This is a genomic window from Pseudomonas sp. GL-B-12, from assembly GCF_019955895.1.
Lineage (GTDB): Bacteria > Pseudomonadota > Gammaproteobacteria > Pseudomonadales > Pseudomonadaceae > Aquipseudomonas.
In genome coordinates, this window is the sequence record NZ_JAHBCX010000033.1 from 301,773 (window position 1) to 325,212 (window position 23,440).

At 59.9% G+C, this 23,440-nt stretch carries 20 protein-coding genes; 8 read left to right on the forward strand and 12 right to left on the reverse strand.

Going from position 1 to position 23,440, the window contains the following annotated elements:
- The first annotated feature begins 27 nt into the window (after nucleotides 1-27).
- Complete coding sequence (gene folB / locus KGA85_RS19240) at nucleotides 28-384, forward strand: dihydroneopterin aldolase (protein WP_223460315.1); 357 nt, start codon at nucleotides 28-30, stop codon at nucleotides 382-384.
- The gene (gene folK / locus KGA85_RS19245; protein ID WP_223460313.1) at nucleotides 375-893 is read left to right on the forward strand and encodes a 2-amino-4-hydroxy-6-hydroxymethyldihydropteridine diphosphokinase; all 519 of its coding nucleotides are present in this window, start codon (nucleotides 375-377) and stop codon (nucleotides 891-893) included. Before folB ends, folK begins: the two co-directional genes overlap by 10 nt.
- A gap of 95 nt (nucleotides 894-988) precedes the next feature.
- On the opposite strand, the gene KGA85_RS19250 is transcribed toward folK, so the two are convergent.
- The 11 genes from KGA85_RS19250 to KGA85_RS19300 form a co-directional block, all read right to left on the reverse strand.
- The gene (locus KGA85_RS19250; protein ID WP_223460311.1) at nucleotides 989-2,218 is read right to left on the reverse strand and encodes a multifunctional CCA addition/repair protein; all 1,230 of its coding nucleotides are present in this window, start codon (nucleotides 2,216-2,218) and stop codon (nucleotides 989-991) included.
- Nucleotides 2,219-2,281: 63 nt separating this feature from the next.
- Nucleotides 2,282-3,844, reverse strand: a complete 1,563-nt coding sequence (locus KGA85_RS19255; RefSeq protein ID WP_223445646.1) for a SpoVR family protein — start codon at nucleotides 3,842-3,844, stop codon at nucleotides 2,282-2,284.
- Nucleotides 3,841-5,112 carry a YeaH/YhbH family protein gene (locus KGA85_RS19260; protein ID WP_007993202.1) on the reverse strand — a complete coding sequence of 424 codons (1,272 nt, stop codon included), beginning with the start codon at nucleotides 5,110-5,112 and terminating at the stop codon, nucleotides 3,841-3,843. The genes KGA85_RS19255 and KGA85_RS19260 overlap by 4 nt, the downstream gene beginning before the upstream one ends.
- Nucleotides 5,113-5,316: 204 nt before the next feature.
- A complete protein-coding gene (locus KGA85_RS19265) occupies nucleotides 5,317-7,239 on the reverse strand; it encodes a PrkA family serine protein kinase (protein WP_007982655.1) in 1,923 nt (640 codons plus the stop codon).
- A gap of 297 nt (nucleotides 7,240-7,536) precedes the next feature.
- A complete protein-coding gene (glpE, locus tag KGA85_RS19270) occupies nucleotides 7,537-7,866 on the reverse strand; it encodes a thiosulfate sulfurtransferase GlpE (protein ID WP_008051614.1) in 330 nt (109 codons plus the stop codon).
- Nucleotides 7,867-7,899: 33 nt separating this feature from the next.
- Nucleotides 7,900-8,781, reverse strand: coding sequence for a symmetrical bis(5'-nucleosyl)-tetraphosphatase (locus KGA85_RS19275; protein WP_223460309.1), 882 nt, complete (start codon nucleotides 8,779-8,781; stop codon nucleotides 7,900-7,902).
- Complete coding sequence (apaG, locus tag KGA85_RS19280; RefSeq protein WP_223543316.1) at nucleotides 8,781-9,161, reverse strand: Co2+/Mg2+ efflux protein ApaG; 381 nt, start codon at nucleotides 9,159-9,161, stop codon at nucleotides 8,781-8,783. Before apaG ends, KGA85_RS19275 begins: the two co-directional genes overlap by 1 nt.
- A 115-nt stretch (nucleotides 9,162-9,276) precedes the next feature.
- Nucleotides 9,277-10,086, reverse strand: coding sequence for a 16S rRNA (adenine(1518)-N(6)/adenine(1519)-N(6))-dimethyltransferase RsmA (gene rsmA / locus KGA85_RS19285; protein WP_223532697.1), 810 nt, complete (start codon nucleotides 10,084-10,086; stop codon nucleotides 9,277-9,279).
- Nucleotides 10,083-11,072 carry a 4-hydroxythreonine-4-phosphate dehydrogenase PdxA gene (gene pdxA / locus KGA85_RS19290; protein WP_223460304.1) on the reverse strand — a complete coding sequence of 330 codons (990 nt, stop codon included), beginning with the start codon at nucleotides 11,070-11,072 and terminating at the stop codon, nucleotides 10,083-10,085. Before pdxA ends, rsmA begins: the two co-directional genes overlap by 4 nt.
- Nucleotides 11,069-12,385, reverse strand: coding sequence for a peptidylprolyl isomerase SurA (surA, locus tag KGA85_RS19295; RefSeq protein WP_223460303.1), 1,317 nt, complete (start codon nucleotides 12,383-12,385; stop codon nucleotides 11,069-11,071). Before surA ends, pdxA begins: the two co-directional genes overlap by 4 nt.
- Nucleotides 12,366-15,161 (reverse strand): LPS-assembly protein LptD, encoded by a 2,796-nt coding sequence (locus KGA85_RS19300; protein ID WP_223460301.1) that lies wholly within the window; start codon nucleotides 15,159-15,161, stop codon nucleotides 12,366-12,368. The genes surA and KGA85_RS19300 overlap by 20 nt, the downstream gene beginning before the upstream one ends.
- Nucleotides 15,162-15,291: 130 nt before the next feature.
- Here KGA85_RS19300 and KGA85_RS19305 point away from each other — a divergent pair, with 130 nt between their 5' ends.
- Genes KGA85_RS19305 through KGA85_RS19315 form a run of 3 tightly spaced genes read left to right on the forward strand, consistent with a single transcriptional unit; the run spans nucleotide 15,292 to nucleotide 17,748 of the window.
- The gene (locus tag KGA85_RS19305; protein WP_223460299.1) at nucleotides 15,292-16,311 is read left to right on the forward strand and encodes an aminoglycoside phosphotransferase family protein; all 1,020 of its coding nucleotides are present in this window, start codon (nucleotides 15,292-15,294) and stop codon (nucleotides 16,309-16,311) included.
- Nucleotides 16,308-16,979, forward strand: a complete 672-nt coding sequence (gene murU, locus KGA85_RS19310) for an N-acetylmuramate alpha-1-phosphate uridylyltransferase MurU (protein ID WP_223460297.1) — start codon at nucleotides 16,308-16,310, stop codon at nucleotides 16,977-16,979. Before KGA85_RS19305 ends, murU begins: the two co-directional genes overlap by 4 nt.
- A gap of 1 nt (nucleotide 16,980) precedes the next feature.
- Complete coding sequence (locus KGA85_RS19315) at nucleotides 16,981-17,748, forward strand: TerB family tellurite resistance protein (protein WP_223460295.1); 768 nt, start codon at nucleotides 16,981-16,983, stop codon at nucleotides 17,746-17,748.
- Between the two features lie 138 nt (nucleotides 17,749-17,886).
- Here the strand turns inward: KGA85_RS19315 and KGA85_RS19320 are convergent, their stop codons facing one another.
- Complete coding sequence (locus KGA85_RS19320; protein WP_223460293.1) at nucleotides 17,887-18,876, reverse strand: alpha/beta hydrolase family protein; 990 nt, start codon at nucleotides 18,874-18,876, stop codon at nucleotides 17,887-17,889.
- A gap of 73 nt (nucleotides 18,877-18,949) precedes the next feature.
- Here KGA85_RS19320 and KGA85_RS19325 point away from each other — a divergent pair, with 73 nt between their 5' ends.
- From KGA85_RS19325 to KGA85_RS19335, 3 genes are all read left to right on the forward strand, one after another.
- Entirely contained in the window at nucleotides 18,950-21,346 is a 2,397-nt protein-coding gene (locus KGA85_RS19325) for a PAS domain S-box protein (protein WP_223460291.1), read from the forward strand.
- Between the two features lie 48 nt (nucleotides 21,347-21,394).
- Complete coding sequence (locus tag KGA85_RS19330) at nucleotides 21,395-22,024, forward strand: response regulator transcription factor (protein WP_008051638.1); 630 nt, start codon at nucleotides 21,395-21,397, stop codon at nucleotides 22,022-22,024.
- Nucleotides 22,025-22,282: 258 nt separating this feature from the next.
- A complete protein-coding gene (locus KGA85_RS19335; RefSeq protein ID WP_223460289.1) occupies nucleotides 22,283-23,407 on the forward strand; it encodes an ABC transporter ATP-binding protein in 1,125 nt (374 codons plus the stop codon).
- Nucleotides 23,408-23,440: the final 33 nt, after the last annotated feature.

Below are 23,440 nucleotides of genomic sequence, written 5' to 3' on the forward strand. Positions count from 1 at the left end.
CCCTTGTCGTGTAGCGGAGAGAAGTGCTTGGACAGAGTGTTTATCGAGGGCCTGGAAGTCGACACGGTGATTGGTGCCTACGACTGGGAACGAGGCATCCGACAGTGCTTGCGTCTTGACCTGAGCTTCGCCTGGGATAATCGCCCGGCCGCAGGCGGTGATGACCTGACCCTGGCGCTCGACTACGCCAGTGTTTCCTCGCGCATCCAGGCGTTTGCCGAGCAGGCGCAATTCCAGCTGGTGGAAACCTTTGCCGAGCGCCTGGTTGAAGTGCTGATGAGCGAATTCAAAATCACCTGGATGCGCCTGAAGCTGACCAAGCCCGGTGCCATCCCGGCTGCCATCGGCGGTGTGGGCGTGGAGATCGAGCGCGGATGTCGCTGACTCAGGTGTACCTCGGGCTCGGTAGCAATATCGAGCGTGAAGCCCATTTGCGGGCGGGGCTCGATGCATTGGCGGCGTTCCTTGTCGATATCCGCTGTTCGGCGGTGTTCGAAAGCCAACCGGTGGGCATCAAGAGCGGGCCGTTCTTCAATTTCGTGGTGTCGGCGTATACCGATATGCCACTGATGGAACTTGATCGTCGATTGAAATTCATCGAGGCGGATAACGGTCGTTACGCACCGGATCGCCGAGGTTTGCCACTGGATATCGACGTGTTGTTGTTCGGTGACCTGGTGGGCAACTTCGATGGCTTGATCTTGCCGCGGGCAGAAATTCTGAAAAATGCGTTCGTTCTGTGGCCGTTGTCGTTGATTGCGCCGGAACGCGTGCATCCGGGTGTAGGCAAGAGCTTTGCGACCCTGTGGGGTGAAGCGCAGATTGATCAGGTGTTGGCGCCGGTGGCTTTCGAATGGCGCGGTGAGCAACTGACACCTTCAGATTTGATGTGATCTGACTGACGCCTTCGCGAGCAAGCCCGCTCCCACAGGTTAGCGCTAACCCTGTGGGAGCGGGCTTGCTCCGGGCGGTGCTCCGACGAAGCTTTTCAGGCAGACGCCGCCTCTTTGTAGGCCTTCAACGCCTTCAGCCGCTCGCGCTTGATCTCCTCCCCCAGCTCCGGCCCCTTGAAACCTTTCTCCAGCAACGGCTGGACCGCCACGCTACGAGCAGCGGTTGCCGCGCCGCGCAAATAATCCGCCTGTGGATAACTTCTTCCTTCCAGCCCTTTGCGCCCGCGCGCATCCATCTCGCATGCCGCGATGAACTCCTCGAACCGCTGTGGCCGACGGTAAATGTCGAAGCTTTGCAGCAATTCCAGCAATGTCGATGGCTTCAGCTCAAGGGCGCGATGCCCGTGGGTGTGATACTCGCCCACCAGCAGCGCCAGTTCCTGGCAGTCTCTCGGCGCCTTGAAGCGTTCATTGACCGCTTTGATCAGCTTCAGGCCTTTGAGCTCATGGGCAATGTGTCGCGGCCATTCTTCCTCTGGCGTCAGGCCTTTGCCCAGGTCATGCAGCAGGCACGCCCAACGCACGGTCAGCGGCTGTTTGTGTTGTGCTGCTTGCTGCAACACGCTCAGGGTATGTGCGCCTGTATCGATTTCCGGGTGGTGGGCAGGTGGTTGCGGTACGCCAAACAGTGCGTCGACCTCTGGCATCAGTACCTTGAGCGCGCCGCATGCACGCAAAACCTCCACAAACACCTGTGGTTGATCTTCCATCAGGGCGCGGGAAATTTCCTTCCAGCTGCGCTCCGGGGTCAGTGCTTCAAGCTCGCCTGACTCACTGAGTTGGCGCATCAGTTCCAGGGTTTCCGGGGCGACGGTAAAACCCAGCGTCGCGTAGCGCGCCGCGAAGCGGGCAACACGCAGAACTCGGAGCGGATCTTCGGCAAATGCCGGGGAAACGTGGCGAAGCAGGCGTGCTTCGAGGTCGCGCTGGCCGTGGTAAGGGTCGGTCAGGTTCTGCTGATCGTCTTCAGCCATGGCATTGATGGTCAGGTCGCGACGGATCAGGTCTTCTTCGAGGGTGACTTCAGGGCTGGCGTGAAAAGTGAACCCGCCGTAACCGCGCCCGCTTTTGCGCTCGGTCCGGGCGAGGGCGTATTCCTCACCGCTTTTGGGATGAAGGAACACCGGGAAATCCGCGCCCACCGGGCGAAAGCCCTTGGCGAGCATCTCTTCGGTCGTCGCGCCGACCACGACCCAGTCGATATCGGTAACCGGTTTGCCCAGCAGGCGATCGCGTACCGCACCACCGACTTTATAAATCCGCATAAAAAACCTCCGTTAGCTCGACAGGATAACCGTTGCATCGAGCTTTCGGAGGCACAAGCCGGATCAAAGATGGATGACGGCCAGGTCCAGGCGGCCGTAATCGCCTTCGCTGTGCTCGCTTCTGGGCGGCACATGATGGGTTTTCATGACCTGATCACCCTGCAGGGTTTCCAGGTGAATGTCGAAACCCCAGAGGCGGTGCAAGTGCTTGAGCACTTCCTCGGTGGACTCTCCCAGCGGTTTGCGGTCGTGTTGCTGGTGACGCAGGGTCAGGGAGCGGTCACCACGCCGGTCGATGCTGTAGATCTGCACGTTGGGTTCGCGATTACCCAGGTTGTACTGTGCCGCGAGGGTTTCACGGATGATGCGGTAGCCACCTTCGTCGTGAATGGCGGGTACCAGCAGGTCATCCTTCTGGTCGTCATCGAGAATGCTGAACAGCTTCAGGTCGCGGATCACCTTCGGCGACAGGTATTGCAGGATGAAACTTTCATCCTTGAAGCTGCTCATGGCGAACTTGATGGCTGCCAGCCAGTCGGTGCCGGCAATTTCCGGGAACCAGCGGCGATCTTCCTCGGTGGGTTCTTCGCACATGCGCCGGATGTCCCGGTACATGGCAAACCCGAGAGTGTAGGGGTTGATTCCGCTGTAGTAAGGGCTGTCGAAGCCCGGCTGAAAGACCACGCTGGTGTGGGATGTCAGGAACTCCATCATGAAGCCGTCGGTGACCAGGCCCTCGTCGTACAGGTCGTTCATCAGGGTGTAGTGCCAGAACGTGGCCCAACCTTCATTCATCACCTGGGTCTGGCGCTGTGGATAAAAATACTGGGCGATCTTGCGCACGATGCGCACGATTTCCCGCTGCCATGGCTCCAGCAGTGGCGCGTGTTTTTCGATGAAGTACAGGATGTTTTCCTGAGGTTCGGCGGGGAAGCGTGCGTTGTCTTTGTCGCTGTACTTGTCCGCTCCTTTTGGAATGGTGCGCCACAGATCGTTGATCTGTTTCTGCAAATGCTCCTCCCGGTCCTTTTGCCGACGGCGTTCTTCTTCCGCGGAAATCGGATAAGGGCGTTTGTAGCGGTCGACACCATAGTTCATCAGCGCATGGCAGGAGTCGAGCAGGTCCTCGACCGCGTCGATACCGTGGCGTTCTTCGCACTGCATGATGTACTGCTTGGCAAACACCAGGTAGTCGATGATCGAACTGGCATCGGTCCAGGTGCGGAACAGGTAGTTGCCTTTGAAAAAGCTGTTGTGCCCATAGCAGGCATGGGCCACCACCAGCGCCTGCATGCAGATGGTGTTTTCTTCCATCAGGTAGGCGATGCAGGGGTCGGAGTTGATCACGATCTCGTACGCCAGACCCATCTGGCCGCGAGTGTAGGACTTTTCGGTGCTGAGGAAGTGCTTGCCGTAGGACCAGTGGTGATAACCCAGCGGCATACCGACCGAGGCGTAGGCGTCCATCATCTGTTCGGCGGTGATCACTTCGATCTGGTTGGGGTACGTATCGAGTGCGTAGCCGGCCGCAATACGACTGATTTCGCGGTCGTAGGCCTGGATCAGCTCGAACGTCCATTCGGAGCCGGTGGAAATGGGTTGGCGTTTCTGCTCTTTGGCGGTCATGTCACTAACCTGCGCTGGAAGAGTTCACGGAAGACCGGATAGATATCCCCGGCCGAGACCAGTTGTTGCTGGGCAAAAGTGTCGGAAAAGGCTTCGGCGATGCGCTCGTACTCAAACCACAGGGCCTGGTGTTCGCGCGGGGTGATCTCAACGTAAGTGTAGTACTGCACGAATGGCATGATCTGGTTGATCAGGATGTCGCGGCAGATCGGAGAGTCGTCGTTCCAGTTGTCACCGTCGGAGGCTTGGGCAGCGTAGATGTTCCACTCGTTGCTCGGATAACGCTCGGCCATGATCTCCTGCATCAGTTTCAGGGCGCTGGAGACGATGGTGCCGCCGGTTTCCCGGGAGTAGAAAAACTCCTCTTCATCCACTTCGCGGGCGCTGGTGTGATGGCGGATGAACACGACATCGATCTTTTCGTAGTTACGCTTGAGAAACAGGTACAGCAGGATAAAGAAGCGCTTGGCGATGTCCTTGGTCGCCTGGGTCATCGAGCCGGACACGTCCATCAGGCAGAACATCACGGCCTTGGAACTGGGGTTGGGTTGTTTGATGAGCAGGTTGTACTTGAGGTCGAATGTGTCGAGAAACGGTATGCGGTGAATGCGCGCGCTGAGTTTTTCGATTTCTGCTTCGATTTCCTGAATATCGCCGAAGTTGTCCGGCTCTTCCTGCTTGAGTCGCAGAAGTTCCTCTTTGGCTTCGCGCAGTTTTGCCCGGCTGCTGCCGGACAGGGCGATTCGCCGGGCGTGGGCTGAGCGCAGGGTGCGGATGATGTTGATCCGCGACGGGTTGCCCTCGTTGCTGATCCCGGCGCGCACGGTCTTGAAGGTGTCGGTGCCGGTCAGGTTGCGCTTGACCAGGTTGGGTAGTTCGAGGTCCTCGAACATGAATTCGAGAAATTCTTCCTGGGTGATCTGGAAGACGAATTCGTCCATCCCTTCGCCGGAATTGCCAGCCTTGCCGGGGCCTCGACCGCCACCGCCTCCCGGTGGACGGGCGATATGTTCGCCGCTGGTGAATTCCTTGTTGCCCGGGTGCACGACTGTCTGCTTGCCACCGCGACCATGGTGAAGCACCGGCTCGTCGATGTCGCGACCGGGAATGCTGATTTGTTCGCCGTGTTCCATATCGGTAATGGAGCGCCGGCTGACCGCCTCTTCGACAGCCTTTTTGATGTGATCACGGTAGCGCCGCAGAAACCGTTGGCGGTTCACCGTGCTCTTGTTCTTGCCATTGAGACGTCGGTCGATCACATAGCTCATGACTGCTCCTTAGAAGCTGTCCTGAAAGGGGCGAGCGGTGATGCAGCATAGGACTGAGAGCCAAGGGATGTACGACGCTCCCCCAAGCGCTGTGGATGCTGCTTGAACTCGCTACCGACTTTCGAACACCTTCCAGAGGCTTGTGTAACAGAAAATGCATACACAGGCCTCTGGCTGACGACAACCGGTCTGACCGGCAGCGGGTTATTGTGATTTTCTGACCCGCAGGTACCACTCGGACAGCAGTCGTACCTGTTTGTCGGTGTAGCCCCGCTCGACCATCCGTGTGACGAAGTCGTTGTGTTTCTGCTGGTCCTCTTTGCTTGCCTTGGCATTGAAGCTGATGACTGGCAGCAGGTCCTCGGTGTTGGAGAACATTTTCTTCTCGATGACCACCCGCAGTTTTTCGTAGCTGAGCCAGGTCGGGTTCTTGCCGTTGTTGTTGGCCCGGGCACGCAGTACGAAGTTGACGATTTCGTTGCGGAAATCCTTCGGATTGCTGATACCGGCCGGTTTTTCGATTTTCTCCAGTTCTTCGTTCAACGCTACGCGGTTGAGGATCTCGCCGGTTTCCGGGTCGCGGTATTCCTGGTCCTGGATCCAGAAGTCGGCGTACAGCACATAACGATCGAAGATGTTCTGGCCGTACTCGCTGTAGGACTCGAGGTAGGCAGTCTGGATCTCCTTGCCGATGAACTCGATGTAGCGCGGTGCCAGGTACTCCTTGAGGAAGCGCAGATAGCGTTCGCGGGTCTCGGCCTGGAACTGTTCCTGCTCGATCTGTTGTTCCAGCACGTAGAGCAAGTGCACCGGGTTGGCGGCAATTTCGTGCGGATCGAAGTTGAACACCTTCGACAGGATCTTGAACGCGAACCGGGTTGAGAGACCGTTCATGCCTTCGTCGACGCCCGCATTGTCGCGGTATTCCTGGATCGACTTGGCTTTCGGATCGGTGTCTTTGAGGTTCTCGCCGTCGTACACGCGCATCTTCGAGTAGATGTTGGAGTTTTCCGGCTCCTTGAGGCGCGAGAGCACGGTGAACTGGGCCAGCATCTTCAGGGTATCCGGCGCGCAATGCGCCTTGGCCAGCGAACTGTTGAACAGCAGCTTGTCGTAGATCTTCACTTCGTCACTGACCCGCAGGCAGTACGGCACTTTGACGATGTAGATCCGGTCGATGAAGGCTTCGTTGTTCTTGTTATTGCGGAAGGTGTGCCACTCCGATTCGTTGGAGTGCGCCAGCAGGATCCCGGTGAACGGAATCGCGCCGAGGCCTTCGGTACTGTTGTAGTTGCCTTCCTGGGTGGCGGTCAGCAATGGGTGCAGCACCTTGATCGGTGCCTTGAACATTTCGACGAATTCCATCAGGCCCTGGTTGGACCGGCACAGTGCGCCCGAGTAGCTGTATGCATCAGCGTCGTTCTGTGGGAATTCTTCCAGTTTGCGGATATCGACCTTACCCACCAGTGCCGAGATGTCCTGGTTGTTTTCATCGCCTGGTTCGGTCTTGGCCACGGCGATCTGGTTGAGGATCGACGGATAGAGTTTGACCACGCGGAACTGACTGATGTCGCCACCGAATTCGGCCAGGCGCTTGGTCGCCCATGGCGACATGATGGTGTTGAGGTAGCGCCGTGGAATGCCAAAGTCTTCCTCGAGGATCGCTCCATCTTCAGTGGAGTTGAACAGACCCAGGGGCGACTCGAAAACCGGCGAGCCCTTGATGGCATAGAAGGGCACTTTTTCCATCAGTTGCTTGAGCTTCTCGGCCAGGGACGATTTACCGCCACCGACAGGGCCGAGCAGGTAAAGAATCTGTTTCTTCTCTTCCAGGCCCTGAGCGGCGTGGCGGAAATACGACACGATCTGGTCGATGCATTCTTCCATCCCGTGGAAGTCTTCAAAGGCCGGATAGCGGCGGATGACCTTGTTGGAGAAGATGCGCGACAGTCTCGAGTTGGTCGAGGTGTCGAGCAGTTCCGGTTCACCGATGGCCAGTAGCAGACGCTCGGCGGCGGAAGCGTAGGCGCTGCGGTCTTTTTTGCACAGCTCAAGATACTCTTGCAGAGAGAGTTCTTCCTGGCGTGTGGACTCGAAGCGTTGTTGGAAGTGGCTAAAGATACTCATGACGTCACCTCGCTCGATACGTGGAGCCGACGCCGGATCACTCAGTCGATGCTGGCAGCAACCGAACAGGCGATTGCTGTTTACCCCCCAGAACTCTCCCGGAGCTGACTACTCCGAAAGCTACTCCCGATGACCCGTGCGCCGGTGTACCGGCTCTCCCCTGTTTTGGATGGCCTGGGCTTAAGGATAGTTGGGAATTCGGCAGGTAAAGGCGAGATACGTAATTAGTTGTGGCAGACCGTTCGTCTGCCACCGCGCCAGCCCGCGGGAGTCGGGGCTTGCAACGTTACAAAAAAATTATTCAGTGGTGCCTTGCGCCGTTTCCGCAGGATACGTCGTACGCCACAACTCGAATCCGCCATCCATGCTGTAGACGTCGGAGAAGCCTTGGCTGATCAGGTAGGCGGCCGCGCCCTGGCTGGAATTGCCGTGATAGCAGACCACCACGGTCGGTGCATCGAGGTCGGCGCCCTGGATGAAAGCGTGCAGGGAATGATTGTCCAGATGCTTCGAGCCTGCGATGTGCAGGGCGGCAAAAGTGGCCGGGTCGCGGACGTCGACCACCACTGCGCCTTGTTCGCGCAGGGCTTGGGCCTGTTCCGGGGGGATACGTTTGAATTCGCTCATGGCGGGCTCCTGTGGCTCGGCTGAAGGGGCAGTCTAGCGCGGGGCGCTGGCTGGCGATGTTTGGGGAATGGATGAGCCGACTGGCGGCACGGCATGACCGTGTTCGTCGCATTTGCAGGACAGGCGCTCAAAGCTGTCGACGTTCATCAGGGTCAGGGCGCCGCCCCAGACGCAACCGGTGTCGAGGGCCGAGATGCCCGGCTCGTCGCACTTGCCTTCCAGTGCTGCCCAGTGACCGAAGATGATTTTCAGATCCTTGGTCTTGCGTTCCTTGTGCTGGAACCAGGGCTTGTAGCCAGGTGGTGCGGTATCGAGGCCTTCTTTGCTCTTGAGGTCGAGCTTGCCTTCGGCGGTGCAGAAGCGCATGCGCGTGAAATAGTTGGTGATCACCCGCAGGCGCGTCACGCCTTTGAGGTCGTTGTCCCATTTCGCCGGATCGTTGCCGTACATGCCATCGAGGTAGGGCGGCAACAGGTTGTCGTCACGCAAGGCGGTCTCGACTTCGGCAGCACACTTCAAGGCTTTGCGCAGCGACCACTGCGGTGGAATGCCGGCATGGACCAATACAAGGTTGCGCCGTTCGTCGTAGTGCATGAGCTTTTGCTGGCGCAGCCATTCCAGCAGTTCCGCGCTATCGGGCGCTTCAATGATCTCGCGCAGGGTGTCGGCCTTCTTCAGGCGTTCGATGTTGCGTCCGGCCGCCAGCAGGTGCAGGTCGTGGTTGCCGAGCACGCACACCAGCGATTCGCGAATGCTGTAGAGGAAGCGCAGGGTTTCCAGAGACTGTGGGCCGCGGTTGACCAAGTCGCCCACCAGCCACAGACGATCCCGTTGTGGGTCGAACGCCACTTGTTTGAGCAGGCATTGCAGGGCTTGAAGACAGCCTTGCAGGTCACCGACAGCGTACGTTGCCATCAGTGCAGGGCTCCGGGCACCGCCAGGCGGAAGGGCGCGATGATGGCATCGAAGTGTTTGCCGTCGTCGGACAGCATCTGATAGGTGCCTTGCATGGTGCCGACCTTGGTGGTCATGACCGTGCCGCTGCTGTAGGTGTGGCTCTTGCCGGGGTCGATCAACGGCTGCTGACCTACCACGCCTGCGCCGCGCACTTCTTCGACATGCCCGTCACCATCGGTGATGATCCAGTGCCGTGAAAGCAGTTTGGCGGGCATTTCGCCATTATTTTGCACGGTGATGGTGTAGGCGAAGGCAAAGCGGTCGTGCTCGGGTTGCGATTGTTCTGCCAGATAGCGGGTGACGACGCTGACGTCGACCTGATAACGAGGATCGGACATGCAAGGGGCCTTAAAAACGAAGCGGGACGCGGGGCGTAGCTGTTGGGGTTCAGTCTAGGCCAAGTATCGGGTAGTAGACCAGAGTGGCGTCCTACCCGATAGCGCTCATCGCTTGTCAGTCTGTGGCAGGCTTTTGTTCGCTGAGTTTGTCAGCCAGGCGCACGAAGGCAGCCAGGTCGAGTTGCTCGGGACGCAGGCTGCCATCGACGCCGGCGGCTTCGATTTCGGCATTGCTCAGCAGCAGCTTCAGGGTGTTGCGCAGGGTTTTGCGGCGCTGGTTGAACGCTTCGCGTACGACGCGTTCCAGCAGGCGATGATCCTTGGCCGGGTGCGGCAGTACCGCGTGGGGCACCAGGCGCACGATGGCCGAGTCGACTTTCGGTGGCGGGTTGAACGCGCCCGGGCCGACGTTGAACAGGTGCTCGACCCGGCAGTGGTACTGAACCATGATCGACAAACGGCCCCAGTCACCACCACCAGGGCCGGCCGCCAGGCGCTCGACCACTTCCTTTTGCAGCATGAAGTGCATGTCGCGAATCAGGTGCGAGTTGTGCAAGAGGTGAAAAATCAGCGGCGTGGAGATGTTGTACGGCAGGTTGCCGACCACACGCAGGCTGCCAGGCGCGGCATTCAGGCTGTTGAAGTCGAACTTCAGCGCATCGCCCTGATGCAGGTTGAAGTTGCTCTTGCCGGCAAACTGCTGGTTGAGGATCGGGATCAGGTCCTTGTCCAGCTCCACCACGTCGAGTTGCGCGCCGCTGCTGAGCAGGCCTTGGGTCAGTGCGCCCTGGCCCGGGCCGATTTCCAGCAGGCGGTCTTCTGCCTTGGCATGAATGGAGCGCAGGATGCGGTCGATAACGCCGGCATCGTGCAGGAAGTTCTGGCCAAAGCGTTTGCGCGCCTTGTGTTGGTAGTGCTCGGTCATAAACGGGTCTCGGCCATCTGGTAGGCGGTTTCCAGGGCGACTTGCAGGCTGCCGGTGTCGATCTTGCCGCTGCCGGCCAGGTCCAGGGCTGTGCCGTGGTCGACCGAGGTGCGGATGATCGGCAAGCCGAGGGTCACGTTGACTGCCGCGCCGAAGCCTTTGTACTTCAGCACCGGCAGGCCCTGGTCGTGGTACATCGCCAGCACCGCATCGCAGTGCTCCAGATATTTGGGGGTAAACAGAGTGTCGGCGGGCAGGGGGCCACGAAGGTCCATGCCCTCGCCGCGCAAGCGCTCTAATGTGGGTTCGATGATATCGATTTCTTCATGGCCCAGGTGTCCGCCCTCGCCGGCATGGGGGTTGAGCCCGCAGACCAGGATGCGCGGTTGGGCGATGCCGAACTTGTCTTGCAGGTCGGCGTGCAGGATTCGCGTGACGCGTTCCAGACGCTCCGGCGTGATTGCGTCGGCAATCTCGCGAAGGGGCAGGTGAGTGGTCACCAGGGCTACGCGCAAACCGCGTGTGGCCAGCATCATCACCACTTGCGCGGTGTGGGTCAGGTCGGCGAGGAACTCCGTGTGCCCGGAAAAGGCGATGCCGGATTCGTTGATCACGCCTTTGTGCACCGGTGCGGTAATCATGCCGGCGAAATCTCCGCTCAGGCAGCCCTGGCCGGCGCGGGTCAGGGTTTCCAGAACGAAGGCAGCGTTGGCCTTGTCCAGTTGCCCGGCGACGACCTTGGCATTGAGCGGTGTATCCCAGACATACAGGCTGTTGGCTGGCGCGGGTGCATCCGGCCAGTTGTCGGGCGTAACCGGCAGCAAGTCGACGGCCACACCCAGCTGCGCGGCCCGCTCAATGAGCAGATCGCGGCTGGTGATGGCAATCAGGGGGTGTGGCTGGGCTTGCGAGGCGAGCAGCAGGCACAGGTCTGGACCTATGCCGGCCGGTTCGCCGGGTGTCAGCGCGAAACGTTGGGGTTTCACTGCGCTGCCTGGTCGGCGCCAGGGAGTTTGATTTCCACGTACGCTTCGTCACGGATCTGACGCAGCCAGGTTTGCAGCTCTTCGTCGTATTTGCGGTTACGCAAAACGGTCATTGCCTGCTGCTCGCGAGCCTGTGTGGTGCTGTCGGTGGCGCGACGACCAAGAACTTCCAGGACGTGCCAGCCGTATTGAGTCTGGAACGGCTTGGACAGCTGACCTTGCGGGGTCTTGGCCATCACTTGGCGGAACTCGGGCACCAGCGCGTTCGGGTCGATCCAGTTCAGGTCGCCGCCGTTGAGGGCGGAACCCGGGTCTTCCGAGTAGCTTTTCGCCAGCTCGCCGAAGTCTTCGCCAGCCTCGATACGGCTGTAGAGCGACTCAGCCAGGGCCTTGGTTTTCGCTTCGTCGCGGATCGGGCTCGGTTTGACCAGGATGTGGCGCACATGCACTTCATCGCGCATCTGGGTCTCGCCGCCACGCTTGTCGAGGATCTTCAGGATGATGAAGCCGCCCGGCGTGCGCATTGGCTGGGTGACATCACCCACCGGCATGGTGCTCAGCAGGCGATCGAACGGCGGAGGCAGTTGAGCGGCTTTACGCCAGCCCATGTCACCACCTTCCAGTGCGGTTTCGCTGGCGGACTTGGCGATTGCCAACTGACCGAAGTCAGCGCCTTGCTTGAGCTGCTGGTAAATCGTATCGGCCTGTTTGGCTGCATTCTGAATCGCGTCGGAGTTGGCGCTTTCCGGCGTAGGAATCAGGATGTTGGCCAGGTGGAACTCTTCGGACAGCTGCATTTTGCCCAGGTCGGACGCCAGGAAGTTTTTCACTTCCTGCTCGGAGACCTGAATGCGTTCGGCAACCCGACGCTGGCGCACACGGCTGATGACCATTTCGCGACGAATCTGCTCACGTGCGTCATCGTAGGACAGGCCGTCGCGAGTCAGTGCGGCACGGAACTGCTCGACCGACATGTTGTTGCGCTGGGCAATGGTGCCGACAGCCTGGTTCAACTCTTCGTCGGTAATGCGGATGCCGGAGCGCTCGCCGATCTGCAATTGCAGGTTTTCGACGATCAGGCGCTCAAGTACCTGCTGCTCCAGGACGCTGGCCGGGGGCACGGCAGAACCACGCTTGGCAATGGTTTGCTGAACTTCATGAACGCGTTGGTCCAGTTGGCTCTGCATGACCACGTCGTTGTCGACGATGGCCACCACTTTATCGATGGACTGTACGGCGGCACTGGCCGCCGTACTCAGGAACAGCGCGCCCAGCATCAGCGGGCGCAGACAATCAGAAAGCTTGGTCTTCACGTTCACGATAACCTTGAATGCCTTTGTCGAGGAAGCTCTCTGCCTTGGCGCCGGTGAGGCCGCCGAGTCCCTTCAGAACAATTTGGAGGAAGACGCCATGGTCGCCTTTTTCGTTTTGCGGTGCCTGCTGGCTGAACTCGTCATAATCAACGAAGTAGCGGTTGATCAGGCGCAGTTTCCAGCAGCAACTGTCGTACTCGAAACCACCGAAGGCTTCCAGGGTACGGTTGCGGTTGTAGTCATACTGCCAGCGGCTGATAGCGCTCCATTGCGGCACGATCGGCCAGATCACCGAGAAGTCGTGCTGCTGGATCTTGTAGTAATCCTTCACGAAACCAGGCTGGCCAGGGGTGCCGTAGTCACCGCCGAACTGCCATTTACCGGTGTTCTGGTTGTAGATCACCTGGTCGTTACGATAGCGATAGCCAACGTTGACGACCTTGTTCGGGTTGTCCTCAGGCTGGTAGTGGAACATCGCGCTGCCCGAACGAGGGCTGCGGCTGTCCGGGTCCCAGTTGTAGTCGGCCGTGGTACGCCAGTCGCGGTTCCAGCGATACTCGTATTCCAGTGCATATGGGGAAACGCTGGCTTTGGCGTCGTCACGGTCGTTGAAGTTCACGCCTGGCAACTGGACTTCACGGTCCTTGAAGTACAAGGCCTGGCCGACACTGATGCGTTGACGCTCGAAACCGTTGTCTTCGATCCAGCGGCTGGTCACACCCAGGGACAATTTGTTCTCGTCGCCGACACGGTCGGAACCGGAGAAACGATTGTCACGGAACAGCGATGCATAGTTGAAGGTGTATTCGCTGGTATCGAATACCGGGATGTCTTCCTGGTCGACTTCAGGCACGTACAGGTAGAACAGACGCGGCTCGAGGGTCTGGCGGTAGTTCTTGCCGAAATACTGGGTATTGCGATCGAAGTATAGGCCGCTGTCGATGCTGGCGATCGGCACGCCACGGTTCTGGTTGCTGTCGAAGGTCCCGCTGAGCTTGTCCTGCTCTGCGCTTTGCGCGGCGATCTGCGCCTTGCCGGTGTTGTCCAGATCCAGTTGGTACTGGGTGTACTGGTACTTGAGCTTCGGTTTCAGGAAGCCGTAGGTCCAGTTCAATGGCAGGCTGATAGCCGGAGCCAGGTTGAGTCGGTCGCCATTGGCGCGAGCCAGGCCTTGAATGTTGTTATCAAGGCGGGGAGAGCCGACGCCGTCTTCGTCAAAGTATGTTCCGCTCTGCAGATCCCGGTCAAACCGTACGAGTTCGGTGTTGTACGTGAAGTCCAGGCCTTCCGGATGATAAGGCAGCATGCCGTCGAGGGTGAGCTGCGGCAGGCGGTCGTACGGCGTAATGTTCGACACGGTCGCCAGTTGGTATGCCTGGGCGTTCACGCGAGCGGTATAGCTGTCGCCGCGATAGGTGACGGAACCCTGCTGGTTCACGTAGTCGCTGCTTTTGATGCCAATCTGGTCGGTCTGCAGATCCTGGAAGTAATACGGATCGCTGATCTTGGTGTAGTCGACTTGCGTGAGCACTCGCGAGTCTAGACCACCCTTGTGCTGCCAGTTGTACATGTAGCGGGTTTTTTCGGCGTCACTCTGCTTGTCGCGTTCGTCGCTTTCGTCGTTGAGGTACGCCGCACCGAACTGGCCTTCGCTGGACTTGGTCAGGTAGCGGAATTCGCCTTCCATCAACAAGCCGTGCTTTTCCATGTAGCGCGGGTACAACGTGGCATCGTAGTTCGGTGCCAGGTTGAAGTAGTACGGGGTGACCAGCATGAAACCGGTATCGCTGCCGGTGCCGATGGTCGGCGGCAGGAAGCCGGACTGGCGACGGTCGTCGATCGGGAAATAGATGTACGGCGTGTACAGGACCGGAATGTCCTTGACCCGCAGCGTTACGTTGGTCGCCGTACCGAAGCCGGTGGCCGGGTTCAGGGTGATGTTGTTGCCCTTGAGCTGCCAGGCGTTGCTGTTCGGTTCGCACGTGGTGTACGTACCATCCTTGAGGCGGATGATCGCGTTCTCGGCACGTTTGGCGTACAGCGCATTACCGCGGATACGGGATTTGTGCATCACGTATTCGGCGTTGTCGACCTTGGCTTCACCGGTGTCGAGCTGCACGTCGGCGTGGTCGCCGACGATCAGTGCGCCGTTGTCGCGAATGCGCACGTTGCCGTTCAGGTCGCCACGGCTTTCAGCCTGGTACAGGTTGGCTTCATCGGCTTCGACCTGCATGCTGCCCTGACGCATGACAACGTCGCCGGCCAGGGTCGCGACCTGCTCATCCTGCTTATAGCGGGAGGCTTTTGCACCGATAAAGGTGGGTGCGTCACTTTTATTCGTCTTGTCATTCATGCCAGGACGAATCGGTTCGATATAGGAACCAGAGCAATAAGGACCGGTTTCGGCCAATTGTGCGGCGGTGAGCTGCTCGCGGGGAACCCAGTCGAGGTGACTGTAGTCTGCGCTACGCGACTTCAGGCCACGGCCTTTGGACTCGGTGACCAGCACCGGCTTGGCGCCAGTGTCTTCGCTGGAACCGTTCTCGGCCGGGGCTTCGCCGGTGGCGGAAACTGCGCTGCCATCATGAACGGGACGCGGTGGCAATGCAGCCGCCGGCGACTTTGGTGCACAGTTCCAGGAACCCGAAGCAGAGACTGAGCAGTCAAACTGTTCCGCGGCGACCACATAGGAAGTGGCGAGGGGTTGCAGCGCCAGCAAACTGCCGGTAACCAACAACGGAAATTTTTTACCAAACGCGGGGGATTTCAATGCCATCTTATTAGTCCGGGCTTCCTGCGTGCCATCTGCCCGCGGTGTGGGCCGCACGCCTCTCGATGGTCTGAAAAAGATGCTGGATAATAAAGCATGACCCGCTTGACGGCTAGCGCCGTCGGAGACCCTTGCAATGCCTGATAAAGATGTACGCTTGCAACACCTGAAAGTTTGGCTCGATGAACAATTGGCGACCCTTTTTGCCGAGCAGGGCTGGGGCATTGTACCCCCGGCCACGTTGACTGCGGCTAGCAGCGACGCGAGTTTTCGGCGGTATTTCCGTTGGGAAGGCGGTGGCAAAAGTTTCATCGTGATGGACGCGCCGCCGCCCCAGGAAAACTGCAAACCCTTCGTGGATATCGCCTTTTTGCTGGCAAAGTCCGGAATAAATGTGCCGAAAATTTATGCCGAAGACCTCGAGCGCGGTTTTCTATTGCTCAATGACCTGGGTAACAAGACCTATCTGGACGTCATCGACAGCGAAAACGCCGACGATTTGTTCAGGGATGCCCTGCAAGCGTTGCTGGCTTTCCAGCAGTTACCGATGGTTGCGCCTCTACCGAGCTATGACGTGGCCTTGTTACGTCGTGAGCTGGAACTGTTCCCCGAGTGGTACGTGAAGCGCGAATTGGGCATCGAATTCGACGCGGCGCAACAAGTGCTCTGGCAGCAGGTCAGCGAACTGTTGATCGACAGCGCCCTGGCACAGCCAAAAGTCCTGGTGCATCGCGACTACATGCCGCGCAACCTGATGCTCAGCGAGCCCAATCCCGGTGTGCTGGATTTCCAGGATGCGGTGTATGGCCCGGTGACCTACGACGTGACCTGCCTGTTCAAGGACGCATTTCTCAGCTGGCCGCAAGAACGCGTGCACGGCTGGCTCGAAAGCTACTGGCAGCAAGCGGGTGCCCTCGCAATTCCGGTTCAGCCCGACTTCGAGGACTTCCTGCGTGCCAGCGACTTGATGGGCGTGCAACGCCACTTGAAAGTCATCGGCATTTTCGCGCGTATCTGCCATCGAGACGGCAAGCCGCGTTACCTGGGCGATGTGCCGCGTTTCTTTGCGTACATAGAAGGCGTGATCGCTCGTCGCCCTGAACTGGCCGAGCTGGATGTGTTGCTGGCCAGTCTGCGTGTCGGAGTGAGCGCATGAAGGCAATGATTCTGGCCGCGGGTAAAGGCGAACGCATGCGCCCGCTGACCCTGACCACGCCAAAACCGCTGGTTCGTGCAGGCGGAGTGCCGTTGATCGAGTATCACCTGCGAGCGTTGGCCGCCGCCGGGTTCACTGACATCGTGATCAATCACGCCTGGCTCGGTCAGCAGATCGAAGACTATCTGGGCGATGGATCGCGCTATGGCGTGAGCATTCAATACTCGGCGGAAGGCCAGCCCCTGGAAACCGGCGGTGGGATTTTCCACGCGTTGCCGTTGTTGGGGGATGAAGCGTTTGTCGTGGTCAATGGCGACATCTGGACCGATTACGACTTCAGCGTGCTGCATCAGCCCATCAACGGCCTGGCGCACCTGGTGCTGGCCGGCAACCCGCCCCATCATCCGGCCGGGGACTTCAGCCTGGTCGGAACGCAGGTGCGCGACGGTCAGCCGGAGGCCGCCACTCTGACCTACAGCGGCATCGCCGTGTTGCATCCGCAGCTGTTCGACGGTTGCACCGCGGGGGCCTTCAAGCTCGCGCCGCTGTTGCGCAAAGCCATGGCTGACGGTCAGGTGACCGGAGAGCAATTGAGGGGGCACTGGGTCGATGTCGGCACTCACGAGCGTCTGGCCGAAGTTGAAACATTGATAGAAGCGAGCCGCTGACATGCTGTGGCCAGGGACTCTGATCGGAGCCGGAGCAGGCTTTGCCATAGCCAGTATTCCGGGGGCCATGCTCGGCGCGTTGTTGGGGCAGGCGCTGGACCGGCGCTTGCACCTGCAAAGCTGGGGGCACTTGTGGGAAAAGCTGGGCGGTCGCCCGGTGCTGCGTAACGATGAGTTGCTGTTTGTCTTGTTGGGGCGCCTGGCCAAGTGTGACGGCCAGGTGATGGCTGGGCACATCGAACAGGCCCGAGCGGAAATGCGCTCGCTGGACATGTCCGAGTCGGCCCGGCGTCGTGCGATTGCCGCGTTCAATCGCGGCAAGTCGGGCCGCGACCGGTTACACGGTTATCTGCGTCGCCTGAGTGCCCAGCCCCATGCGGCAGAAGGCGTGTTGCGCGCCTGCTGGCGAATGGTGTGGGCCGATGGTCGTGCCGGCAGCAGTGAACGTCAATTGATTGGCCAATGGGGCAAGTGGTTGGGCTGGACGCCCCATCAGGTACAAGCGTTGGCCCACGACTATGAGCCGCAGAAGCGGCCATTGGGCAGCAGCGTGCCAAATTATCAGGACGCGTTAAGGCTTTTGGGCGTGTCGGCCACCACTGAGCCGGCACAGATCAAGCGTGCTTATCGGCGCCTGCTCAGTCGTCATCATCCGGACAAGATTGCTGGCAGTGGCGCGACGGCGATGCAGGTGCGTGAGGCCACCGAGCGAACGCGTGAACTGCATAACGCCTATACGCTGATTCGGGAGCGGCGGGATTTTCGCTAGCCCGGAAAGCTTACGTCGCCAGTAATACCGCTATCGCGAGCAAGCTCGCTCCCACAGGTTTTGTGTCGTACGCAATTTTGTGATCGGCATAAAACCTGTGGGAGCGTGGCTTGCCCGCGATGAAGGCGCCTCGGTCTGTCAGCCCGCCGGGTTCTGCGGGCTCAACCAGCCCCGCACCCGACGGAACAGTTGCTCCTGTTCGGCCTTGGTATCCGGCAACGCCTTGAGTGCAACCTGGCTGAATGCCGATGACTTCTGGCGTTTGCTGGCCTGCAGTCGCTCCAGTGCTGTGTCGCGATCCAGCGCTTTGTCCTTGTAGAAAATATCCGCGGTTGGCAGTTTCAGGGTCGGGGTCAGCTCTGCCAGCCCGGGCGTGGCCACCACAGGTGTCCGGGCGGCAACCATCACCAGTTTTTCGACCTGCGATGGCTGCTTCTCGCTCAGGTAGCGCGCGGCCCAATAGGCGCCGGAACCATGCCCCAACACCACGATACTGCGGGCGCTTTGCTGTTCGGCGAAGGCGATCGCGGCGTCGATCCGGGCGAAGATGCGCTCGGCATCTGCCTTGGACTGTTCTTCGCTGGTTCCGGCGACGGCCTTGTCGGCCACATCGGCCTCGCCACCGGCCACCTGTTCGATGGGGGCGGCGGTGGTCGAGTCTTTACTGACGGTTTCGGGGGGCTTGGGAGCCTGTGCTGCTTCGACGATTCGTGGCGCAATGGCATCGCTTTGCAGGTCCGGCAAGGTGATACTCAGGCTGCTCCACTCGGCATCCGGCAATTTGCGCCGCAAAGGGCCGATCGCTTGCGGCCAGTCAACGGTTTCACCGGCGCCCGGGATAATAATCACCGCGCCTTTGGGTTCGGCGGTATTGGCCGGTCTCCACAAGGCCAGAAACGTGTCGGTGCCTGCTTGCAGTTGTAGCTGTTCCTGAGCCGGGATCTTTCGCTCAAGTGCAGTCGCTTCTTCCTGACTACGCTCAGGCAGCGGCTGACGTTCGAGTGGTTTCTCTTCGGCGGTTTTTTCCTCCGTGGCGGGCGCCGGGTCGGCCGCCTTGACGGAAAAAGCGCAAGGCAGGATCAGCGACAGGCACAATGCTGGCAGTGCCAGGCGGTAGACAAGGGGCATCGGATATTCCAGGCCAGAAGATGTTCCGGCAGCCTAATGGGTTGGTCAGTATTTGTCAGTGTGTGAGAGTTCAATGATGCGTTTTCACTGCCTGTGGGTTATCGGCTGTTTGTGGTTTCCCTTGATGGGCTGGGCGGCCGTCGCGCCTCCGGCGCCCGTTGCCCAACTGTCCCCGAAACAGCAGCACTGGCTGGCGCAGCAGAGCGAGTTGCGGGTCGGCGTGGTGCTGCAGGCGCCCTATGCGCAATACGATCGTCGCTTGCAGCGCCTGTCCGGGGTGAACGTCGAGTTGATGAAGTGGCTGGCGAAAAACCTCAATGTCGAACTGAGCTGGCGCAATTTTTCTGACCTTGAACAATTGGAAGCCGCGGCCCGCGAGGGCGAGATCGACATCGCCCCGGGGCTGACCCAGACACCTGGCGGGCTGCGCCTCTGGCAGTTTTCAGACCCCTACATGCGGGTGCCGCAACTGGTGGTCAGCGACCAGAAAAGCGCTGGCGCTGTCGAGCTGGAAAAGCTCGATAGCCAGACCCGCGTCGCCGTGCGGATGCCCAGTGCCATTGCCGATTACCTGCGCGGCAACTACCCGCACCTGAATCTGCAAGGCGTACCGATGGAACGCCAGGCATTGCAATTATTGGTTGGCCAGCAGGCGGCTTATGCGGTGATCGATGAGGCGCAGCTGGGACGCTTGTCGGTCGAGCCGGAGTTCGCCGGGTTGGTGGTGGTGGGGGATGTCGGCCTGCCACAGCTGCTGCGGGTGGCCACGCTCCGCGACAAACCTGAACTGGCGGGCATCGTCGAAAGTGCATTGCGGGCGATCCCGGCCAAGGATCTGGAGCAACTGCACAATCAATGGCTGCAGCCCAAGTATCCGCGGCTCACCGAGTCTCCGGGGTTTTGGCAAAACCTCTGCCTGTTGCTGGCAGTGCTGACGTTGAGTTGCATGGCCATCGTGTTCTGGCAGCGTCGCCAGCAGCACAACCTGGAACAGCGCCTGCTGGCCGCGCAGGAAGACATCGCCTTGCGCGCCGCCAGCGAAGAGGCCTTGCGGCTCACCCAGTTTTCCATTGACCAGAGCACCGTCGGCATCCTCTGGGTCAACTGGGACAGCCATGTGCGCTACGCCAACCGCGCGGCGGAAAGCATGCTGGGCTATCCGGCCGGCGGGATCATCGATCGGCCCCTGATCGATTTCGAGCCTGGCCTGCACATGGACCGTTGGCTGAACCTGTGGAAGCGCGCCCGGGCCAGTGAAGATGGCCCGCAAAGCTTCGAATCCAATTGCGTGCGGGCCGATGGCAGCATCCTGCCGGCCGATGTCTCATTGAGTTTTCTGCGCTTTCGCGATGGCGAATACCTGGTGGTTTACCTCAACGATGTCACGGAGCGGCGTCGTGCCCTGGCGGCCTTGCAGGAAAGCGAGGCGCGGTTGCAAGGTATCGCCGCCAACGTTCCGGGACTGGTTTTCCGGCTGGAGCGGGCGCCGGTGACCGGTCAGATCGACTTTGCCTACATCAGCGAAGGCAGCGAAAGCCTGGTGGGTTACTCGCCGGCCACGCTGGCGCATCGCGATAAAGGCCTGCGCAGCCTCGTGCATCCTGATGACAAGGCCAGCTATCACCAGACCCAGGATCATGCGCTGGATACCGACAGCGACTGGTCGTGGCAGGGGCGAATCCTCACCCGTCAGGGCGAGCAGCGCTGGGCGGAAATCAAGGCCATCACCCGCCGGCTGGAAGACGGCGCCTATGTCTGGGACGGGATCGTCTGGGACATCAGCGAGAGCAAGCGCATCGAACTTGAACTGGCCAGCTCCCGGGAACAACTGCGTGAGTTGTCCGCGCACCTGGAAAGCGTGCGCGAGGAAGAAAAAGCGCGCATTGCCCGGGAAGTTCACGATGAACTGGGTCAGATGCTGACCGTGCTCAAGCTAGAAACCTCCATGTGCGAACTGGCTTACGCGCAACTTGATCCCGGTCTGAACGAGCGCTTGAACAGCATGAAGCGCTTGATCGCTCAGTTGTTTCAGTTGGTCCGCGATGTGGCCACGGCATTGCGACCGCCGATTCTCGACGCTGGCATCGCCTCGGCCATTGAGTGGCAGGCCCGCCGATTCGAGGCGCGCACGCAGATCCCGTGTCTGGTGCAGGTGCCGGACAATTTGCCAGTGCTCAGCGATGCGAAGGCAATCGGCCTGTTTCGAATCCTTCAGGAAGCGCTGACCAATGTCATGCGGCACGCCCAGGCGCATACTGTTGAACTGACACTGGCCCTTGAGGGCGACGAATTGTGTCTGACGGTCAGCGATGATGGCGTAGGATTTGTCGCCGCAGCTGGCAGGCCGACATCCTTTGGGGTGGTCGGCATGCGCGAGCGGGTGTTGATCATGGGCGGTGAGTTGTCGCTTGAGAGTGAGCCGGGTGAGGGCACGACCCTGAGTGTGCGAGTGCCGCTGGATGCAGCCTGATGTTTATCTATTGTTTGCTCGCGATAGATCTTGAACCTGGAGAAGAACGTGATCCGTGTACTGGTAGCCGAAGACCACACCATCGTTCGCGAAGGCATCAAGCAGTTGATCGGCCTGGCCAAGGACTTGTTGGTGGTGGGGGAAGCGAGCAATGGCGAGCAGTTGCTCGACACCTTGCGTCATGTGCCCTGCGAAGTGGTGTTGCTGGACATCTCCATGCCGGGCGTCAACGGCCTGGAAGCGATTCCGCGGATTCGCGCCCTGAACAATCCACCGGCGATCCTGGTGCTGTCGATGCACGACGAAGCGCAGATGGCCGCCCGGGCGTTGAAGGTGGGCGCTGCCGGTTATGCGACCAAGGACAGCGACCCGGCACTGTTGCTGACGGCCATTCGCAAAGTGGCGTCAGGCGGGCGTTATATCGACCCGGAACTGGCCGACCGCATGGTTTTCGAGGTCGGTCTTACCGACTCGCGTCCATTGCACTCGTTACTCTCCGAGCGCGAATTTTCCGTGTTCGAACGCCTGGCCCAGGGCGCCAACGTCAACGACATCGCCCAGCAACTGGCGCTGAGCAGCAAGACCATCAGTACCCACAAGGCGCGGCTGATGCAAAAGCTCAACATCACCTCGCTGGCGGAACTGGTGAAGTACGCGATGGAGCACAAGCTCCTCTAAACCACACCGAAACTCAATGTGGGTCCGGTGGTGGCATATCCATTTACGACAGCTCCAGATACCGCATGGGCTTGTTCTTGTGGCTTGTAGCTGACCCCTTGCCCCTGCGTTTGCCAAAACGCGCCATCCTTGTAGGGCAATCCCTACCCCCAGCCTTCCATCCGGCTTAGGGGAATCTCTCTTGCGCCCCGATTTGCGCGGTACCCAGCGTCCACTAGGCTTAGTCCCACAGCAGTCATCAATAACAAAGGTGTGGGTATGAGCCAGGTCGATTCAAGCGCAGGGGCCAATGATGTTCTGGTCAGCTTTCGTGGAGTGCAGAAGAGCTACGACGGCGAGAACCTGATCGTCAAGGACCTCAACCTGGACATTCGCAAAGGCGAATTCCTCACGTTGCTCGGGCCGTCCGGCTCCGGCAAGACCACCAGCCTGATGATGCTCGCTGGTTTCGAAACGCCGACCGCGGGCGAAATCCTGTTGGCCGGGCGCGCCATCAACAACGTGCCGCCGCACAAGCGCGACATCGGCATGGTGTTCCAGAACTACGCATTGTTCCCGCACATGACGGTGGCCGAGAACCTGGCTTTCCCGCTGACCGTACGCGGCATGAACAAGAGCGACGTCAGTGCCCGGGTCAAGCGCGTGCTGAGCATGGTCCAGCTCGATGCCTTCGCCCAGCGCTACCCTGCGCAGCTCTCCGGCGGTCAGCAACAGCGTGTGGCATTGGCCCGCGCGCTGGTGTTCGAGCCGCAACTGGTGCTGATGGACGAACCCCTCGGCGCACTCGACAAACAACTGCGTGAACACATGCAGATGGAGATCAAGCACCTGCACCAGCGCCTGGGCGTCACCGTGGTCTACGTGACCCACGATCAGGGCGAAGCCTTGACCATGTCCGACCGTGTGGCGGTGTTCCACCAAGGCGAAATCCAGCAGATCGCGCCACCGCGCACCCTCTACGAAGAGCCGAAAAACACCTTCGTCGCCAACTTCATTGGCGAGAACAACCGCCTCAATGGCCGACTGGTCAGCCAGAGCGGCGAGCGCTGCGTGGTTGAGCTTGGTCGCGGGGAAAAAGTCGAAGCGCTGGCGGTCAACATCGGCCAGACCGGCGAGCCGGTGACCCTGTCCATTCGTCCGGAGCGAGTGAGCCTCAATGGCTCCAGCGACCAATGCGTCAACCGCTTCTCCGGGCGAGTCGAGGAATTCATCTATCTGGGCGACCACGTCCGGGTTCGCATGGAAGTCTGCGGTAAGACCGACTTCTTCGTGAAACAGCCGATTGCCGAGCTTGATCCCTCGCTCGCCGTCGGCGACGTGGTACCGCTTGGCTGGCAGGTCGAGCACGTTCGCGCACTCGACCCACTTTTAGAGGCGCATTGATCGCCCCGGCAACACCAACACCAACCCTGCACG

What these genes read in the sequence shown, in the direction of transcription:
- KGA85_RS19320 (WP_223460293.1), bottom strand. Translation starts at nt 18,876, where the DNA reads ATGCCCCTTGTCTACCGCCTGGCACTGCCAGCATTGTGCCTGTCGCTG.
- KGA85_RS19305 (WP_223460299.1), top strand. Translation starts at nt 15,292, where the DNA reads ATGCCTGATAAAGATGTACGCTTGCAACACCTGAAAGTTTGGCTCGAT.
- KGA85_RS19260 (WP_007993202.1), bottom strand. Translation starts at nt 5,112, where the DNA reads ATGAGCTATGTGATCGACCGACGTCTCAATGGCAAGAACAAGAGCACG.
- KGA85_RS19325 (WP_223460291.1), top strand. Translation starts at nt 18,950, where the DNA reads ATGATGCGTTTTCACTGCCTGTGGGTTATCGGCTGTTTGTGGTTTCCC.
- KGA85_RS19250 (WP_223460311.1), bottom strand. Translation starts at nt 2,218, where the DNA reads ATGCGGATTTATAAAGTCGGTGGTGCGGTACGCGATCGCCTGCTGGGC.
- glpE (WP_008051614.1), bottom strand. Translation starts at nt 7,866, where the DNA reads ATGAGCGAATTCAAACGTATCCCCCCGGAACAGGCCCAAGCCCTGCGC.
- KGA85_RS19335 (WP_223460289.1), top strand. Translation starts at nt 22,283, where the DNA reads ATGAGCCAGGTCGATTCAAGCGCAGGGGCCAATGATGTTCTGGTCAGC.
- KGA85_RS19265 (WP_007982655.1), bottom strand. Translation starts at nt 7,239, where the DNA reads ATGAGTATCTTTAGCCACTTCCAACAACGCTTCGAGTCCACACGCCAG.
- rsmA (WP_223532697.1), bottom strand. Translation starts at nt 10,086, where the DNA reads ATGACCGAGCACTACCAACACAAGGCGCGCAAACGCTTTGGCCAGAAC.
- KGA85_RS19300 (WP_223460301.1), bottom strand. Translation starts at nt 15,161, where the DNA reads ATGGCATTGAAATCCCCCGCGTTTGGTAAAAAATTTCCGTTGTTGGTT.
- apaG (WP_223543316.1), bottom strand. Translation starts at nt 9,161, where the DNA reads ATGTCCGATCCTCGTTATCAGGTCGACGTCAGCGTCGTCACCCGCTAT.
- folK (WP_223460313.1), top strand. Translation starts at nt 375, where the DNA reads ATGTCGCTGACTCAGGTGTACCTCGGGCTCGGTAGCAATATCGAGCGT.
- murU (WP_223460297.1), top strand. Translation starts at nt 16,308, where the DNA reads ATGAAGGCAATGATTCTGGCCGCGGGTAAAGGCGAACGCATGCGCCCG.
- KGA85_RS19275 (WP_223460309.1), bottom strand. Translation starts at nt 8,781, where the DNA reads ATGGCAACGTACGCTGTCGGTGACCTGCAAGGCTGTCTTCAAGCCCTG.
- KGA85_RS19255 (WP_223445646.1), bottom strand. Translation starts at nt 3,844, where the DNA reads ATGACCGCCAAAGAGCAGAAACGCCAACCCATTTCCACCGGCTCCGAA.
- KGA85_RS19315 (WP_223460295.1), top strand. Translation starts at nt 16,981, where the DNA reads ATGCTGTGGCCAGGGACTCTGATCGGAGCCGGAGCAGGCTTTGCCATA.